Below are 15,319 nucleotides of genomic sequence, written 5' to 3' on the forward strand. Positions count from 1 at the left end.
GAACAGCCTGCACCGGGGGCCATGCATGGGAACTGTCTGGCAAAAAGGTTATCATATCAGAATGAAACCACTGATTACTGCCCTTGTGGCCTGCTCGCTGCTGAGCGCACCGATCACCGCCCCGGTACACGCCAGTGGGGTACCCGATCTGGGGGATTCCGCACAGCAGGTTTTGTCACGCAAGGCAGAGCAAGCGCTGGGCGACAGCATCATGGCCGAGATCCGCATGGACAGTGCGGTGATTGATGATGTCGAAGCCCGCGACTATCTGAACCGGTTAGGCAACCGGCTGGCCAGTGTCAGCAACGATAGGCACCAGCGCTTTGAATTCTTTGTGGTCAACGACGCGACCCTGAATGCCTTTGCCCTGCCGGGTGGCTATATCGGCGTACATACCGGCCTGATTGCCACCACACAAAGCGAATCCGAGCTGGCGGCCGTGCTGAGCCACGAAATCGCCCACGTCACACAACGGCATATCTCCCGCTTTCTGGAAAAAGACCAGAATATGGGGATGGCCAGCCTCGCCTTGCTGGCCATCGGCATCCTGGCCGCCAGCAAAGGGGGGCCAGTGCCTGAGGCCGTCATCGCCACCTCCCAGGCGCTGCAGATTCAAGGCAAGATCAATTTTACCCGTACCCATGAAACCGAGGCCGACAGTGTGGGCATGCAGTACCTGGCCGCCGCCGGGTTTGACCCACATGCGATGCCTGCCTTCTTTGGCCGCATGGAGAAGGCCGCCCGCGTTTATGGCGAGGGTGCGCCGGTGTATCTGCGCACCCACCCGCTGGAATCCACGCGCCTGGCAGAATCGGCCAACCGGGCTGATCAGTATCCATACAAGCAGGTGGCGGAGTCGATCGAATTTCATCTGGTCCGCGAACGGCTGCGCGCACTGAATGGCTCGGAGAGTACGCAGATCAGCTACTTTGAGAATGCACTCAAAGAGCGCCGCTTCAATCTGGAAGCGGCCAGCCAATACGGTCTGGCCGTCGCCTTGCTACGAAATGGTCAGGCGGCTCGTGCCCAGCAGGCGCTGGACCAAGCGCGCAAGCAGCTGAAACACCCGATGCTGGAAAGTCTGGCCGCCGAGATCCTGATCAAGCAAGGCAAGCTGGACGCGGCGGGAAAAGTCTATGAAACTGCCTTGTCCAATACCCCCAACCATGTGGGGCTAAACTACGGGCTGATCCGCTGCCGTCTGTTGCAAAAGCGGGCGGTCGATGCCGAGCATCTGGCCAGTGCACAGATTGAAGCACGCAGCAGCAATGGCCCCTTCTACGCGCTGCTGGCCGAAGCCTACACTCAGCAGGGCAACGAGGCCGCCGCGCGGCAAGCACAAGCTGAGTTCTATTACCGCCAGGGACAATTGAAAGAAGCCATCGTGCAGTTGCAGCTGGCTTTGCAGGTCAAGGGGCTGGATTTTTACCGACAGGCTGGCGTAGAGGCGCGGCTGAAAGAATGGCAGGCCGAGCAAGAGCTGATCAAGGCCAAGAGCTAAACGGATCTATCGGGCATGGCATACCGTGCAGGCCGGATCACGTGGCACCCGTATGCTGCGCCAGTCACCGCGCAGACTGTCATACATCAGCAATCGCCCAATCGCCTCCGGGTCCAGCCCGCACAGACGCTTGATCGCCTCAGTAGCCTGCAGGGCGCCGATCACCCCCACCAGCGGAGACAGCACCCCAAAGGTGGCACACCGCTGTTCGCCAGTTTCGGCTCCGGCCGGAAACAGGCAGTGGTAGCAGGGACTGTTGGCCTGCCGTACATCAAACACCACCAGCTGGCCCGCGAACCCCAGGGCCGAACCGGAGACCAAGGGCTTGGCCGCTGCGACACAGGCTTGGTTGACCGCTTGCCGGGTAGCAAAGCGGTCACTGCAATCCAGTACCAGATCCACCGCAGAGATTGCTGCTGCCAGGCTATTCTCACCCAGATCCTGCGGCAACAGCTGCAATGTCAGCGCCGGGTTCAGTTGCTGCAGGTAGACTGCGGCTGACTGCGCCTTGTTCATGCCCACGCGGCTTTCCTGATGCACGATCTGCCGCTGCAGATTGGTCAGGTCAACCTGGTCACCGTCTGCCAGATGCAGGGCGCCAATGCCACCGGCCGCCAGATAGGGCGTCGCTGCTGAACCCAGCCCGCCCATTCCCACCACCAGTACCTTGGCTGCCAGCAGCTGCTGCTGGCCCTCAATACCCAGCTCCTCGAGCAGAATGTGGCGAGAATAGCGCAGCAGCTGGCTATCGCTCAGCTCATTGGACGTCATCGTTCAATCCCAGACGTTCCATCCGGTAGCGCATGGCCCGGAAGGTAATCCCCAGCAGTTTGGCCGCTGCGGTACGATTAAAGCGGGTACGCTGCAGCGCTTCAAGAATGGCTTCTTTCTCGACGCGGTCGAGATAATCCTGTAACGGCCACTTGTCGCCCGCGCTGACGGGTGCTGCCTCAGCAGACACGGCAGGGGACAACTGCAGGTCCTGCTCCAGTATCTGCTCACCGTCGCACAAGGCCAGTGCACGCTCGAGGATATTCTCCAGCTCGCGCACATTGCCGGGGAAATCATAATGTACCAGCGCCTTGAGGGCGGCCTTGTCCAGACGGGGCTGCGGCATGCCGCTGGCACTGGCCAACCGCTCAAGCACCCTCAGGGTGATGGTTTCGATATCGTCACGCATGTCGCGCAAGGCCGGCATGCGCAGTGCGATCACGTTCAGGCGGTAATACAAGTCCTGCCGGAAACGACCGGCCTCCACACAATCTGCCAGGTTCTGGTGGGTGGCGCAGATGATGCGCACATCCACGCCCTCTTCCTGCGTGTTCCCCAGCTTGCGCACCTTCTTTTCCTGAATCACCCGCAACAGCTTGACCTGCATGGCCAGCGGCAAATCCGCCACTTCGTCGAGAAACAGGGTGCCGCCCTGGGCGGCATGGAAGAAACCGTCCCGGTCATCGTTGGCGCCGGTAAACGCGCCCTTGCGATAACCAAAGAACTCACTCTCCATCAGGTTCTCGGGAATGGCACCACAGTTCACCGCGATGAACGGTTTGTCACCGCGCGGACCCTGCTCGTGAATCATGCGCGCCGCCCGCTCCTTGCCGCTACCGGACTCGCCGCTGATGTAGACCGGTGCCAGGCTGCGGGCCACCTTGTCGATCAACTGCCGTACTTGCTGAATGGCGGGCGAATCACCGAGCAAACCCTTGCTGACCTCACCGCCCTTGATCACCTTGACCCGCGCGCCCTCCAGATTCAGCGCCGACTTGACCAAGGTGCGCAACTGCTCCAGAGATACTGGCTTGGAGAGGTAGTCAAACGCCCCGGCCTTCAGGGCCGCCACCGCATTCTCGGTGCTGCCATAGGCGGTAATGACTGCCACCGGCACATCCCAGCCCTGCTCGGCAATCGCTTGCACAATCTGCAGGCCCTCGCCATCGGGCAGGCGCATATCGGTGAGGCACAGATCAAAGCGCTGACTGGACAAGGCGTTCAACGCCTCGGCAACACTGCCAGCCCGACTGACCTGGATACCCATGCGCATCAGGGTCAGGTCCAGCAGCTCCAGCAGGTCCGGTTCATCATCAATGATCAAGGCGTGAAAGGTATGCTTGCTTACAGCCATCGTGTTTTATCCATGGGTGGGCCCGGACAGTTCGAAAGTGACCCCCTGCTCAGCAGCCACATAGCGCAGTGCCGCGCCATTGGCCGCGCACAGCTCGCGTGCAATATAGAGGCCCAGCCCGGTACCGGTCGATCGTGTTGTGAAAAAGGGCTCAAACAGCTGCGATTGCAACTCAGGCGGAATCGGTGGTCCATCATTCCACAATGCCAGCCGCCAGACACCATCCACCTGCCCGATCTTCAGCTGAATGCAGCCTGGTTGCTGCGTGCAGTAGCGGATGGCGTTGCGACACAGGTTCCACAGGATCTGGTGCAAATGCTCACGGTCAAACGGCACCGTCAGCGCCTCTCCGGGCGGACAAGTAAACCAGTCCGCAGCAATACCCTCTACCTGCACAAACTGCTGCACAAACTCAGCCACAAACCGGTCCAGCGCCACCGGGTCCGGCTTCATGCGATCGCGCCGGTTCAATTGCAGCACGTCCTGCACGATCCGCTCCAGCCGGAACACATTGTCTGACACGATGCGATGCAAGCGGTGCCGGGTCGCCTCGTCATTGTCTTCACTCAGCAATTCGTTGGCATGGCCAATGGCCGACAGCGGATTACGGATTTCGTGGGCAATATTGGCGGTGAGCCGCCCCAGCGCGGCCAGCTTCATCTGCTGTGCCAGATGCTGCTGCTCGCGCGTGTCCTGCACATAAATCAAGGCACCCGATACGCGATCGCCTGTCAGCGGCTTGATGCGCAAAGACACCAGCAGCTCCGAGGCCGGCACCGATACGGTCGCCTCCGTGGTGCCAAACTCCCGCCAGCGCTGCAGGGCCTCCACCAGAAAGGGCCACTCTTCCAGCGGGCGGCCGCTGATCGAATCCGGAACCCCCAGCAGGCGTAGCGCCTGCTGATTGTGGCTGAGCACCTGCCCTTCGGCCCCCACCACCAGCACGCCATCGTGCATGTCGCGGATGATGAGGCGATTGATATCTTCCTGTTTTGCCAAGGCCGTTGCGCGAACTTCAGCCAACAGCTCTTTCTCACGGGCATAGACGGCCAATCGGTGCGCCAGCCAGGCCACCGCAAAACAGGCGACCGACAGCATGGCCGCCTGAGCCAGGCTATCCATGCTGTCGGTCATCATCCCGCGCAGTGTTTCACCAGACAGTAAAACCAGACTGGCGATCGAGGCATAGAAAAAACTCATGCGCCCACGGCTGATCAACGCGGCAGCGGCCAGATACGGCAACAGCAGCATGCCAAGGCCACTGCGCATGCCACCCGCCAGCCAAGTCAGCAGCCCAATGAAAAAGATGTCGCCCAGCACCTGCCCGGTCAGCACGTATTCAAAACGGGCCAGGCGCTGACGCGCCGCCAGCCCGGCAGCAACCGCAAACAGGGCATAGCCCAGCAGGGACCCCAGATAGCCCGGGGGGGCCAGTCGGGGCGAGTTGGCACTCAACGCGGAGGCCATCATCGCGAGGATGGCGATGATCAGCAGCCGGTAAAGGGAGAAATAGCCCAGCGAACGCCAGTGGCCCGGCGTGATGGCGGCAGACGACATGTCTCAGCGTTCCGCAGTCGACCCCGACGGGCGGTGCTGGTCGCAGTAGTACTGGCCGTTGGCATACAGCGCCTCACGACGGGGTACATGCACGCCACAGGTGGTACAGCGCACCGTCTCGATGGTCTGCTCGGGAGGCGGTACCGGGTGCTTCAGGGTGGGTGCGCCGGATTGCAGCAAACGCCGCACCAGCAGGTAGCCAATCACCCCCAGCATGGCAAACAACAGTAAACGACCCATATCCTGCTCCCGCAACAGTCAGGGCTACAGTTTAGCCATTTTCGTGCGTGCCGTCGGCGGGTTTTTGACAAAGTAGCGGCGAATACCATTCACGATGGCCCGCGCCAGCTTGTCCTGATAGTCCTCATCGGTCAGCTTGGCCTCCTCCTCCGGGTTGGAGATGAAAGCCGTCTCGACCAGGATGGACGGAATATCCGGTGCCTTCAATACGGCAAAACCCGCCTGCTCGACACTGCCCTTGTGCAGCCGGTTGATGCCACCGATCTCACCCAGCACCGCCTTGCCCAGCTTCAAGCTGTCGTTGATGGTCGCCGTCTGTGTGAGGTCAAACAGCGTGCGCTTGAGATAGGGGTCATCCACATTCATGCTCACCCCGCCGATCAAGTCCGCTGCGTTCTCTTTCTTGGCCAGCCACTTGGCTGCGGTTGAGGTGGCGCTGGTATCCGAGAGGGCGAACACCGACGAACCCCGTGCTGATGGGGTCAGGAACGCATCGGCATGGATGGAGATGAACAGGTCTGCATCAATGCGCCTGGCCTTGTGTACCCGCTCCGCCAGCGGCACAAAGAAGTCATCATCACGGGTCAGCGCCGCCCTCATATTGGGCTGCTCGTTGATCAGCTGGCGCAGCCGGCGACCAATCGCCAGCGTCACCCGCTTCTCCTGCGTACCGCGGCTGCCAATTGCCCCCGGGTCTTCCCCGCCATGACCGGGGTCAATCATGATGGTCACCACCCGGCCCTTCAGCGGTGGCGGGTCATCCGCGCGGGTGGGTTCATTGGGGCGGGTATCCGGCTTGGTTTGCTGGACCGCAGCTTCATCCCGCTGCTTCTCCTGCAGCAGGGCCAGCAGCGGATCTGCCGGGTTCTCCGGGTACAGGTCCACCACCAGGCGGTTGCCATATTCACCCACCGGGGCCAGCGTAAAGACCTGTGGCTTGACCGGCACCTTCAGTTCAAAGACCAGTCGCACCGTACCGGGCTTGTTGTTACCGGCACGCAGCAGCTTGATATAGGGGTCACTGTCATTGACCTTGCCTGCCAGCTGCTGCAGAGGCCCACTCAGGTCGACCCCGTTGATGTCGAGCACCAGACGTTCCGGGTCCTTGACACTGAATGACTTGTAATCCAGCGGCTGTGAGGATTCCAGCGTGACCCGGGTATAGTCGCCAGCAGGCCAGACCCGCACCGACAGCAGGGCCGTTGTCGCCGCCTGGCTGGGTCGCAAGGCCAGCAGCAAGGCCGCGCCACTCCCCAACTGCAACAAACGGCGACGCGCTTGCCGTGCTTGCGGCAAGCGTTCAGTCAGCCAGCGAGAGGGAACCGGTTTAAACATGCTGCTCCTGCGGGGCTCAGCGCGCGTACCTGCAACTCACGCCCTTCACCCGACCAATTCAGCCGCAGGGCCAGATCCGGCTCGGGCAAGCTGCCCGCCGCCTTTTCCGGCCATTCGACCAGGCAAATGCTGTCTGCATGGAAGTATTCGCGGAATCCGCTTTCCTGCCATTCCTCAGCATCTTCAAATCTATAAAAATCAAAGTGATACAAGTATAAGTTAGAAACCACGTAAGGTTCAACCAGAGAATAGCTGGGGCTCTTGATCCGCCCGGCAACACCCAGCGCACGCAGCAAACCCCGGCTGAAGGTGGTCTTGCCTGCCCCCAGGTCGCCTTGCAACGTCAGCACCAGCCCGGGCTGCAGGCAGCCTGCCAAGGCGGCACCCGCCGCCAGTGTGGCGGCCTCGTCCGGCAGAAAACAGACAGTCGGGGTATCATTCAGCACATGCAACACACATCTCCATCTGCCAGCGCGGCCCTGTCCGATGAACAAGGCCTGATGCTGGCGCAGCTGATCCGGCAATGGGGTCAGGAGCTGGGTCTGGCGCAGATCGGTATCACCGATACCGATTTGTCTGATGCAGAACCCGAGCTGCTGGCCTGGCTCGACCGTGGTTACCACGGCGAGATGGATTATATGGCAAAGCACGGTACGAAACGTTCCCGGCCCACTGAACTGGTACCGGGCACTCTGCGCATCCTGTCTGCCCGCATGAATTACCTGGCCGAAACACCTGCGCAAACCCGTGCGCGCATGCACACACCCGGTCTGGCCATGATTTCGCGCTATGCGCTGGGGCGTGACTACCACAAAGTGGTCAAGCAGCGCCTGGAGCAACTGGCCCGCCGCATGCAGGACTGGCTGGCGCAGCAGGGGCTGGACCACCAGTATCGCGTATTTACCGACAGCGCGCCGGTACTGGAGGTCCAGCTGGCACGCAAAGCCGGTTTGGGCTGGCGCGGCAAACATACCCTGCTGTTAAACCGGGAGGCGGGTTCCTACTTTTTCCTCGGCGAGATCTTCACCACCCTGCCGCTACCGGTAGATGCCCCGATACGCAACCATTGCGGGCAATGCCAGGCTTGCATGGAGGTGTGCCCTACCCAAGCAATCGTGGCGCCCTATCAGGTGGACGCACGACGCTGCATCTCCTACCTGACCATCGAGCTGCATGGCGCCATTCCGGAGCCGCTACGCCCGCTGATCGGCAACCGGGTTTACGGTTGTGACGATTGCCAGCTGTTCTGTCCCTGGAACCGGTTTGCCCAGCTCAGCACTGAACCGGACTTCCAGATTCGCCATGGGCTGGACCACGCCAGCCTGTGCGAGCTGTTCAGCTGGGACGAAGCCACCTTCCTGCAACGGATGGCCGGTAGCGCCATCTACCGTATCGGCCATGAGCGCTGGCTGCGCAATCTGGCCGTGGGCCTTGGCAACGCCGCACGCAGCGCAGAAGTGATCTCAGCCCTGCAGCAACGCCTGGACCACCCCAGCGCACTGGTCCGTGAGCACGTCATCTGGGCGCTGAAACAACACGGGGCGCTGTAAGCGCCCCGTGTCATCATGCGTAAACCAACTGATTACTTGATCAGGCGGATCGGCAGCGGGAACGGCACGCGATAAGCACGGCCTTCATTGACGGCAATGGCACCCATGATGCACAGCACCAGGATGGCCAGACCAAACAACATGCCAGCAATACTGAAAATGAAGCCCACACCCGGGATGATGCCGGCCAGAATGCTCAGCACGATGGACACGCCACCCGCCGGGATCACCAGATTCAGCGCTTCTTTAGCCTGATCCTGTGCGAACTCGCTGTCTTTCTTGGTCAGGTAAATCACCAAGGCGACAATGAACCACGTAAAGATGGTACCCACCCAGATAATCAAACCCAGGGTCTTGTCATCCTGACTTGGAGCGCTAACATTGCTCATGCGGATCAACCTTTCATGCCATGATTCAGTTCAATGAACAGTTGGCGCACCTTGTGGTCGCGCCAACTCAGCCCGATAGCATATCACAACATCATTTCACTGCAAGACGTTTTGTGCGCCGTGCAGACCGCATCATGGCAAGGTCAGGTGCTCAGGTCAATCGACCATGGCACTGCTTGTATTTGCGACCTGAGCCACACGGGCAAGGGTCATTCCGCCCCACCTTGTCACCCGCCCGCACATAGGTTTGCGCATCCGGGTCCGCAGCGGCAGCGGCCTGGGCTGCCGCCATGGCTTCATCATGGTCTGCATGATGGTACTGTACTTGTGATGGCTCGTGCTGGCTTACTTCTTCGGCGGCCTCGGTCGCCTCTTCCGCACTGCGAATCTGCACGGTAATCAGCAAACGGGTGACATCCAGCTTGATGGAGTCCAGCATGTTGGAGAACAACTCAAACGCTTCGCGCTTGTATTCCTGCTTCGGGTTTTTCTGTGCGTAGCCGCGCAGATGAATGCCCTGGCGCAAGTGATCCAGCGCGGTCAGGTGCTCACGCCATTGCTGGTCAATATGATGCAGCATGATGCTGCGCTCGAACTGCTGCATCGGTTCTACACCAGCCAGCGCCACCTTGGCCGCATACACTTCATCCGCGGCCGCTACCACTTTCTCGACCAGCCCTTCGGGGTCCAGGCTGTCATCGGCTTTCAGCCACTCGCGCAGAGGCAGGTCCAGCAGGTATTCACTGGCAAGGGCGCGCTCCGCGCCTTCCACATCCCACTGCTCTTCCACGGTTTCCGGCGGAATGTACTGGCTGACTGTGGCCGCAATCACATCTGCACGCATCGCCGCGATGGTGTCCGAGATGTGGCTGGCTTCCAGCAGCTCGTTGCGCTGCTGGTAGATCACCTTGCGCTGATCGTTGGCCACATCGTCAAATTCCAGCAGCTGCTTGCGCATGTCAAAGTTGCGCGATTCCACCTTGCGCTGTGCCCCTTCCAGCGCACGGGTCACCATTTTCTCTTCGATCGGCTCACCTTCCGGCATCTTCAGGAAGGCCATGATCTTGGCAATGCGGTCGCCTGCAAAAATCCGCAGCAGCGGATCTTCCAGACTCAAATAGAAACGGCTGGAGCCCGGGTCACCCTGTCGACCGGAACGGCCACGCAGCTGGTTGTCGATACGGCGGGATTCGTGGCGCTCCGTACCGATGATGTGCAAACCACCGGACGCCAGAATGGCATCGTGGCGCTGCTGCCAGTCTGCTTTCATCTGGCTCAGTTTCTGCTCGCGCTGGCTCTCGCTCAGACTCTCGTCCTGCTCGATCGCCTGCCGTTCTTTCTCGATATTGCCACCCAGCACGATATCGGTACCACGGCCGGCCATATTGGTCGCCACCGTCACCCGCCCGGCCATACCGGCCTGGGCAATGATCTCGGCCTCACGCGCGTGTTGCTTGGCGTTCAGCACTTCATGCGGGACGCCTGCTTTTTGCAGCATGGCGGACAGCAGTTCGGAGTTTTCCACCGAAGTGGTCCCGACCAGCACCGGTTGCTGGCGCTCACGGCAGGCTTCAATATCCTTAACGATGGCCCGGTACTTCTCTTCTGCGGTGCGATAGACCTGATCCAGATGGTCCTTGCGCTGAATGGTCCGGTGCGTCGGGATGACCACGGTTTCCAGCCCGTAAATGGACTGGAATTCGAACGCCTCGGTATCGGCCGTACCGGTCATACCGGCCAGCTTGCGATACAAGCGGAAATAGTTCTGGAAGGTGATCGAGGCCAGCGTCTGGCTCTCGCGCTGCACCGGCACCCCTTCCTTGGCTTCCACCGCCTGGTGCAGACCATCCGACCAACGGCGGCCCACCATCAGGCGGCCGGTATTTTCGTCGATGATCACCACTTCACCATCGCGAATCATGTACTGGGTATCGCGCTTGAACAGGTGATGCGCCTTGAGCGCAGCCGTCAGGTGGTGCATCAGCACGATATTGCCCGGCTCGTACAGGCTGCGGCCTACCGGCAGCAGGCCACGTTGCGCCAGGATCTGCTCGGCATGCTCATGCCCGGCCTCAGACATGACAATATTGTGGCCTTTTTCATCGACCCAGAAATCACCCTCGCCATCTTCCTTGTCCTGACGCACCAGCAGCGGCACCACCTCATTCATGCGGTAGTACATCTCGGTGTTGTCATCCGCCTGGCCGGAGATGATCAACGGCGTACGCGCCTCGTCAATCAGGATGGAGTCCACCTCATCGACAATGGCAAAGTTGAGGCCACGCTGCACGCGCTGGGAAGTTTCCTGCACCATGTTGTCGCGCAGGTAGTCAAAACCGTATTCGTTATTGGTGCCGTAGGTGATGTCGGCAGCGTAGGCAGCTTGCTTGTCGTCATGCGACATCTGGCTGAGGTTAACGCCCACCGTCAGGCCCAGGAAGTTGTATAGCTTGGCCATCCAGGCCGCATCACGGCTGGCCAGATAGTCGTTTACCGTCACCACGTGCACACCCTTGCCGGTGAGCGCATTCAGGTACACCGGCAGCGTGGCCACCAGCGTCTTTCCTTCACCGGTGCGCATTTCGGCAATCTTGTTATTGTGCAGCACCATGCCGCCAATCAGCTGCACATCGAAATGGCGCATGCCCAAGGCACGACGGCTACCTTCACGACAGACCGCAAACGCTTCCGGCAGCAAGGCATCCAGCGTCTCCCCCCCGGCCAGCCGCTCACGGAACTGTACCGTCTTGTTCCGCAAAGCGTCATCGGACAGCGCTTGCAGCTCCTGTTCCAGGGCATTGATCTTGCGCACGACCTGGCTGTACTGCTTGATCAGGCGATCATTACGGCTACCGAAAACTTTTCTGAGCAGGGAGGCAATCATGGGGTCAACAATCTCGGCAGCGGTGAGGCTGCAAAATAGAACGATAAACGCGCCACTTTAACCGCAATGTGACGGCGAAGCAATCCAGCACCATGGCATGGCGCTGGCATGGCAGGTGGGGACTACCCCGGAGTTTTTCAACCCGCACTGCCCGGAATGAATCGGCTGGGGTTTTGCGCGACACCATCAAAGCGGACTTCAAAGTGCAAATGCGAGCCGGTAGAGCGCCCGGTACTGCCCACCTTGGCGATTTCGTCACCGGTCTGCACATGATCCCCCATCTGTACCAGCAGCCTGGAGGCATGGGCATAACGACTCGTAATGCCATGCCCATGGTCGATTTCCACCATATAGCCATAGTCATGGTGATAACCGGCATAGATTACCGTTCCTGCCCCGGCCGCCTGGATGGACGTCCCCACCGGTGCCGCAAAGTCGATGCCTTCGTGCATCGCCTGCCTGCGGCTGAAGGGGTCGCTGCGTGGGCCAAAGTTGGAGGTAAACTCGCCGATATTGACCGGCATCAGCTCCGGCAGCTGATACTGCTGACGGGTTTGCATGGCGGTCCAGCTTTGCAGTAACTGCTGGTCGGACTGGGCGCGGGCCACCGCTTCTTCCAGTTTGCCAAGCTGTTGTTGCAGCATGGCAGGGGTGAGCGGTACTTCGGGACCGCCAACGGCAGGCGGGACCGCCGCTGGCCGGGTCAGGCTGAGCCCTTGCTGCTGCGCCAGCGCTTGCTGCTGCAGCTGCACCACTTTCAGCTCTCCTTCCATCTGCCCCATGCGACGCACCAGCGCCTCCATGGGATCGGTATGGCGGCTGTCCTCACGCTGTGCAACCGTACTGGCATTGAGCAGCGGCAGCAGGATGGCTTCACTCGCCCCCGGCACCAGCCAGATCACCATCCAGATGGCCGCCAGCACCGCCACCACCCCGGAAAGAATCAAGGCCGGGATACCCCACCATAATTGCCAGCGCCGCAGCCGCAGCTGGCGCACGCGGCCGGTGGTGGACGCCATCAGGATGATTTCCATGCTTACCTCTCTCACAGGGGCGGACGGGCCATGCAGCCCTCGCCACTTCGCGTACAATGCAGGTGTGAAACGTCCACTGACCTTTGCCAGCGAACAGGCCGGGCTGCAGCGCCTGCTTCGGGTGGCTGACCATCTGCAACAATGGGAGCGCCTGTTGGGCAAACTGCTGCCCAAGGGGCTGGCGGGCTGCTGCCATGTTGCCGCAGTGGAACAACGTACCCTGGTCATTGCTGCCGAGCACGGCACTGCCGCAGCACGACTGCGCCAGTATCAGCCGGCACTGCTCCGGCTGATTCAGCAACAGGGGCAAGGCAACGGGGTGGCTGGCGGCGAGATTAGCGCAATCCGGGTAGTGGTGCAAACCCGCGCCCAGGTGGTGCCGAGCCGTCGGCCCAAACCGGGTCTGTCCGGCAAGGCCTTGCAGGCGGTAGAAGCGCAAGTCGCCCAGCTCCCTGCTGGCTCGCTACAGCAGGCCATGAGCCGCTTGCTGCAGCATCACCGCAAAGGCTGAATCCGGGCGAGGTCAAACCGCCAGATTGGCGGTCTGCAAACGGTGAAACGCGTTGGGGGCCTCATCCGCGCTACGGAAACTCACCACCTCGTAGGCGGCTTCATCTGCCAGCAGCTTGCGCAGCAGCTGGTTGTTCAGCGCGTGACCCGATTTGAAACCACGGAACTCCCCGATCAGCGGGAAACCCAGCAGGTAGAGGTCGCCAATGGCATCCAGCACCTTGTGGCGTACAAATTCATTTTCGTAGCGCAAGCCATCGCTATTAAGTACCCGGTACTCATCGAGCACCACGGCGTTATCGAGGCTGCCGCCCAGGGCCAGACCCTGGCTGCGCATCCACTCCACCTCATGCATGAAGCCAAAGGTACGGGCGCGGCTGATTTCCTCGATGAATGAGGCATTGGCAAAATCAATATGGACCGTCTGGTCCGACTTCTGAATGGCCGGGTGGCGGAACTCGATGGTGAGGCTGACACGATAGCCATCGTGCGGCAGCAACTCCACCCACTTGTCCCCCACCTCCACCCGTACCGGCTGCTTGATACGGACAAAACGCTTGTGGCCAGCCTGCTCGACAATACCGGCCTGCTGCATCAGGAAGATGAACGGGGCGGCGGACCCGTCCATCAAGGGCACTTCCTGATCGGACAGCTCGACCAGCAGATTGTCGATACCCAGACCGGCCAGGGCAGACATCAGATGTTCAACGGTTCCCACCCGCACCTCACCATCGACCAGCGTCGATGACAGCCGCGTATCGTTCACGAACTCGGGCTTCGCCTGGATACACGGTTGGCCCGGCAGATCTATCCGCCGGAACACAATGCCATGGTCCACCGGGGCAGGATGCAACCACATTTCGACTTTGACGCCGGAATGCAGTCCCAGTCCTGTGGCCCGTACCGGGGCTTTCAGGGTGCGTTGCTTGATCATCCGTCTACATCATTGAGCAAAGTGCATAGTGTACCACCCAGCCCCATAGCCGGTGTTTGTACTTCTGCATGTCTGCCATAGCGCTCCGCTATCAGTCAGCCTGTTTGCGCAGGAAAGCCGGGATGTCCAGCGTATCCAGTGCCGAGAAGCTGCTGTCCACATTACGGCTGGACAAGCGCTCACGCGGGCTGCGCATCACTGCCGGCTTCTCGAAGGCATCGTAATCAATCTCGGTCGCCATGTTGTCGGTACCGGTCTTGATCAACGTCATCGGCTTTTGCTCTTTGCGCACGGCGGACATGCCGAGACCCGTTGCCACCAGCGTCACCCGCATGCTGTCGCCCATGCTCTCGTCGAACACGTTACCGTAGATGATTTCGGCATCTTCGGCGGCATAAGCACGGATCACTTCCAGCGCATCGTTCAGCTCGCGCATCTTCATGTTGCTGCTGGCCGAAATATTGACCAGGATGCCGCGTGCACCGCGCAGGTCCACATTGTCCAGCAGCGGGCTGGCCACAGCCTGCTCGGCAGCAATGCGGGCACGATCGACACCGCTAGCGGTAGCCGAACCCATCATCGCCATGCCCATCTCGCTCATCACGGTGCGTACGTCGGCAAAGTCGACGTTCACCAGACCCGGGCAATTGATGATCTCGGCAATACCGGCCACGGCACCATGCAGCACACCATTGGCAGCACGGTAAGCATCCGGCACCGGCATGTCATCACCCAGCACCTGCATCAGCTTGTCGTTCGGGATGATGATCAGCGAATCCACCGTCTTTTGCAGCTCTTCCACCCCAGCCATGGCGGCGCGCTGGCGCTTGCCTTCAAAGCTGAACGGCTTGGTGACCACTGCCACGGTCAGGATGCCCATTTCCTTGGCCACTTGCGCCACCACCGGTGCCGCACCGGTACCGGTACCACCACCCATGCCAGCGGTGATGAACAGCATATTGGCGCCCTCGATCACTTGCGCAATGCGCTCTCGATCTTCTTCCGCAGCGGCACGACCCACCTCCGGGCGTGCACCGGCACCCAGACCCTTGGTCAGGCTGACGCCCAGCTGCAGCTGCACATGGGCAGAGCTGCGCTTCAAGGCCTGAACGTCGGTATTGGCGCAGATGAATTCCACGCCTTGCACACCGGATTCAATCATGTGTTCGATGGCATTGCCACCGCAACCACCCACCCCGATCACCTTGATCACGGCTTCCGGCTGTACGTCTTCCATCAGCTCAAACATCATTTGTTCTC

The 15,319-nt window shown here is 60.6% G+C and carries 14 protein-coding genes; 3 read left to right on the forward strand and 11 right to left on the reverse strand.

Translation table 11 applies throughout. The features are described from left to right. Window positions 1–61 precede the first annotated feature (61 nt). On the forward strand, window positions 62–1,501 hold the full coding sequence (locus tag ACE3O2_RS04210; protein ID WP_374334998.1) for a M48 family metalloprotease: 1,440 nt from the start codon (window positions 62–64) through the stop codon (window positions 1,499–1,501). Window positions 1,502–1,507: 6 nt separating this feature from the next. Here the strand turns inward: ACE3O2_RS04210 and ACE3O2_RS04215 are convergent, their stop codons facing one another. Genes ACE3O2_RS04215 through tsaE form a run of 6 tightly spaced genes read right to left on the reverse strand, consistent with a single transcriptional unit; the run spans window position 1,508 to window position 7,204 of the window. Further along, window positions 1,508–2,272 (reverse strand): ThiF family adenylyltransferase, encoded by a 765-nt coding sequence (locus ACE3O2_RS04215; protein ID WP_374335000.1) that lies wholly within the window; start codon window positions 2,270–2,272, stop codon window positions 1,508–1,510. Then, complete coding sequence (locus ACE3O2_RS04220; protein WP_374335002.1) at window positions 2,259–3,626, reverse strand: sigma-54-dependent transcriptional regulator; 1,368 nt, start codon at window positions 3,624–3,626, stop codon at window positions 2,259–2,261. Before ACE3O2_RS04220 ends, ACE3O2_RS04215 begins: the two co-directional genes overlap by 14 nt. A 6-nt stretch (window positions 3,627–3,632) precedes the next feature. Further along, the gene (locus ACE3O2_RS04225) at window positions 3,633–5,183 is read right to left on the reverse strand and encodes a nitrogen regulation protein NR(II) (RefSeq protein ID WP_374335004.1); all 1,551 of its coding nucleotides are present in this window, start codon (window positions 5,181–5,183) and stop codon (window positions 3,633–3,635) included. A gap of 3 nt (window positions 5,184–5,186) precedes the next feature. Continuing rightward, a complete protein-coding gene (locus tag ACE3O2_RS04230; protein ID WP_374335006.1) occupies window positions 5,187–5,423 on the reverse strand; it encodes a PP0621 family protein in 237 nt (78 codons plus the stop codon). Window positions 5,424–5,447: 24 nt separating this feature from the next. After that, window positions 5,448–6,758, reverse strand: a complete 1,311-nt coding sequence (locus ACE3O2_RS04235; RefSeq protein WP_374335008.1) for an N-acetylmuramoyl-L-alanine amidase — start codon at window positions 6,756–6,758, stop codon at window positions 5,448–5,450. Beyond that, window positions 6,728–7,204, reverse strand: coding sequence for a tRNA (adenosine(37)-N6)-threonylcarbamoyltransferase complex ATPase subunit type 1 TsaE (tsaE, locus tag ACE3O2_RS04240; RefSeq protein WP_374335542.1), 477 nt, complete (start codon window positions 7,202–7,204; stop codon window positions 6,728–6,730). The genes ACE3O2_RS04235 and tsaE overlap by 31 nt, the downstream gene beginning before the upstream one ends. Here tsaE and queG point away from each other — a divergent pair, their 5' ends adjacent. Further along, complete coding sequence (queG, locus tag ACE3O2_RS04245; protein ID WP_374335010.1) at window positions 7,205–8,308, forward strand: tRNA epoxyqueuosine(34) reductase QueG; 1,104 nt, start codon at window positions 7,205–7,207, stop codon at window positions 8,306–8,308. A gap of 32 nt (window positions 8,309–8,340) precedes the next feature. Here the strand turns inward: queG and ACE3O2_RS04250 are convergent, their stop codons facing one another. The 3 genes from ACE3O2_RS04250 to ACE3O2_RS04260 form a co-directional block, all read right to left on the reverse strand. Then, window positions 8,341–8,697, reverse strand: coding sequence for a DUF4870 domain-containing protein (locus ACE3O2_RS04250; RefSeq protein ID WP_374335012.1), 357 nt, complete (start codon window positions 8,695–8,697; stop codon window positions 8,341–8,343). A gap of 151 nt (window positions 8,698–8,848) precedes the next feature. After that, a complete protein-coding gene (gene secA / locus ACE3O2_RS04255; protein WP_374335014.1) occupies window positions 8,849–11,581 on the reverse strand; it encodes a preprotein translocase subunit SecA in 2,733 nt (910 codons plus the stop codon). A gap of 137 nt (window positions 11,582–11,718) precedes the next feature. After that, window positions 11,719–12,615 (reverse strand): M23 family metallopeptidase, encoded by an 897-nt coding sequence (locus ACE3O2_RS04260; protein ID WP_374335016.1) that lies wholly within the window; start codon window positions 12,613–12,615, stop codon window positions 11,719–11,721. 64 nt (window positions 12,616–12,679) lie between these two features. Between ACE3O2_RS04260 and ACE3O2_RS04265 the strand changes: the two genes are divergently transcribed. Beyond that, window positions 12,680–13,126 (forward strand): DciA family protein, encoded by a 447-nt coding sequence (locus ACE3O2_RS04265; protein WP_374335018.1) that lies wholly within the window; start codon window positions 12,680–12,682, stop codon window positions 13,124–13,126. A gap of 12 nt (window positions 13,127–13,138) precedes the next feature. Here the strand turns inward: ACE3O2_RS04265 and lpxC are convergent, their stop codons facing one another. After that, window positions 13,139–14,059: a UDP-3-O-acyl-N-acetylglucosamine deacetylase gene (lpxC, locus tag ACE3O2_RS04270; protein ID WP_374335020.1), complete on the reverse strand. Its 921-nt coding sequence runs from the start codon at window positions 14,057–14,059 to the stop codon at window positions 13,139–13,141. Between the two features lie 91 nt (window positions 14,060–14,150). Continuing rightward, window positions 14,151–15,308: a cell division protein FtsZ gene (ftsZ, locus tag ACE3O2_RS04275; protein ID WP_168876965.1), complete on the reverse strand. Its 1,158-nt coding sequence runs from the start codon at window positions 15,306–15,308 to the stop codon at window positions 14,151–14,153. Window positions 15,309–15,319 lie beyond the last annotated feature (11 nt).

It is taken from the genome of Leeia sp., assembly GCF_041909055.1.
Taxonomy (GTDB): domain Bacteria; phylum Pseudomonadota; class Gammaproteobacteria; order Burkholderiales; family Leeiaceae; genus Leeia; species Leeia aquatica.

Coding starts and splice junctions, on each gene's coding strand:
- ACE3O2_RS04230 (WP_374335006.1), bottom strand. CDS start 5,423: ATGGGTCGTTTACTGTTGTTTGCCATGCTGGGGGTGATTGGCTACCTG.
- ACE3O2_RS04260 (WP_374335016.1), bottom strand. CDS start 12,615: ATGGAAATCATCCTGATGGCGTCCACCACCGGCCGCGTGCGCCAGCTG.
- ACE3O2_RS04250 (WP_374335012.1), bottom strand. CDS start 8,697: ATGAGCAATGTTAGCGCTCCAAGTCAGGATGACAAGACCCTGGGTTTG.
- queG (WP_374335010.1), top strand. CDS start 7,205: ATGCAACACACATCTCCATCTGCCAGCGCGGCCCTGTCCGATGAACAA.
- ftsZ (WP_168876965.1), bottom strand. CDS start 15,308: ATGTTTGAGCTGATGGAAGACGTACAGCCGGAAGCCGTGATCAAGGTG.
- ACE3O2_RS04235 (WP_374335008.1), bottom strand. CDS start 6,758: ATGTTTAAACCGGTTCCCTCTCGCTGGCTGACTGAACGCTTGCCGCAA.
- ACE3O2_RS04215 (WP_374335000.1), bottom strand. CDS start 2,272: ATGACGTCCAATGAGCTGAGCGATAGCCAGCTGCTGCGCTATTCTCGC.
- ACE3O2_RS04220 (WP_374335002.1), bottom strand. CDS start 3,626: ATGGCTGTAAGCAAGCATACCTTTCACGCCTTGATCATTGATGATGAA.
- lpxC (WP_374335020.1), bottom strand. CDS start 14,059: ATGATCAAGCAACGCACCCTGAAAGCCCCGGTACGGGCCACAGGACTG.
- secA (WP_374335014.1), bottom strand. CDS start 11,581: ATGATTGCCTCCCTGCTCAGAAAAGTTTTCGGTAGCCGTAATGATCGC.
- ACE3O2_RS04225 (WP_374335004.1), bottom strand. CDS start 5,183: ATGTCGTCTGCCGCCATCACGCCGGGCCACTGGCGTTCGCTGGGCTAT.
- ACE3O2_RS04210 (WP_374334998.1), top strand. CDS start 62: ATGAAACCACTGATTACTGCCCTTGTGGCCTGCTCGCTGCTGAGCGCA.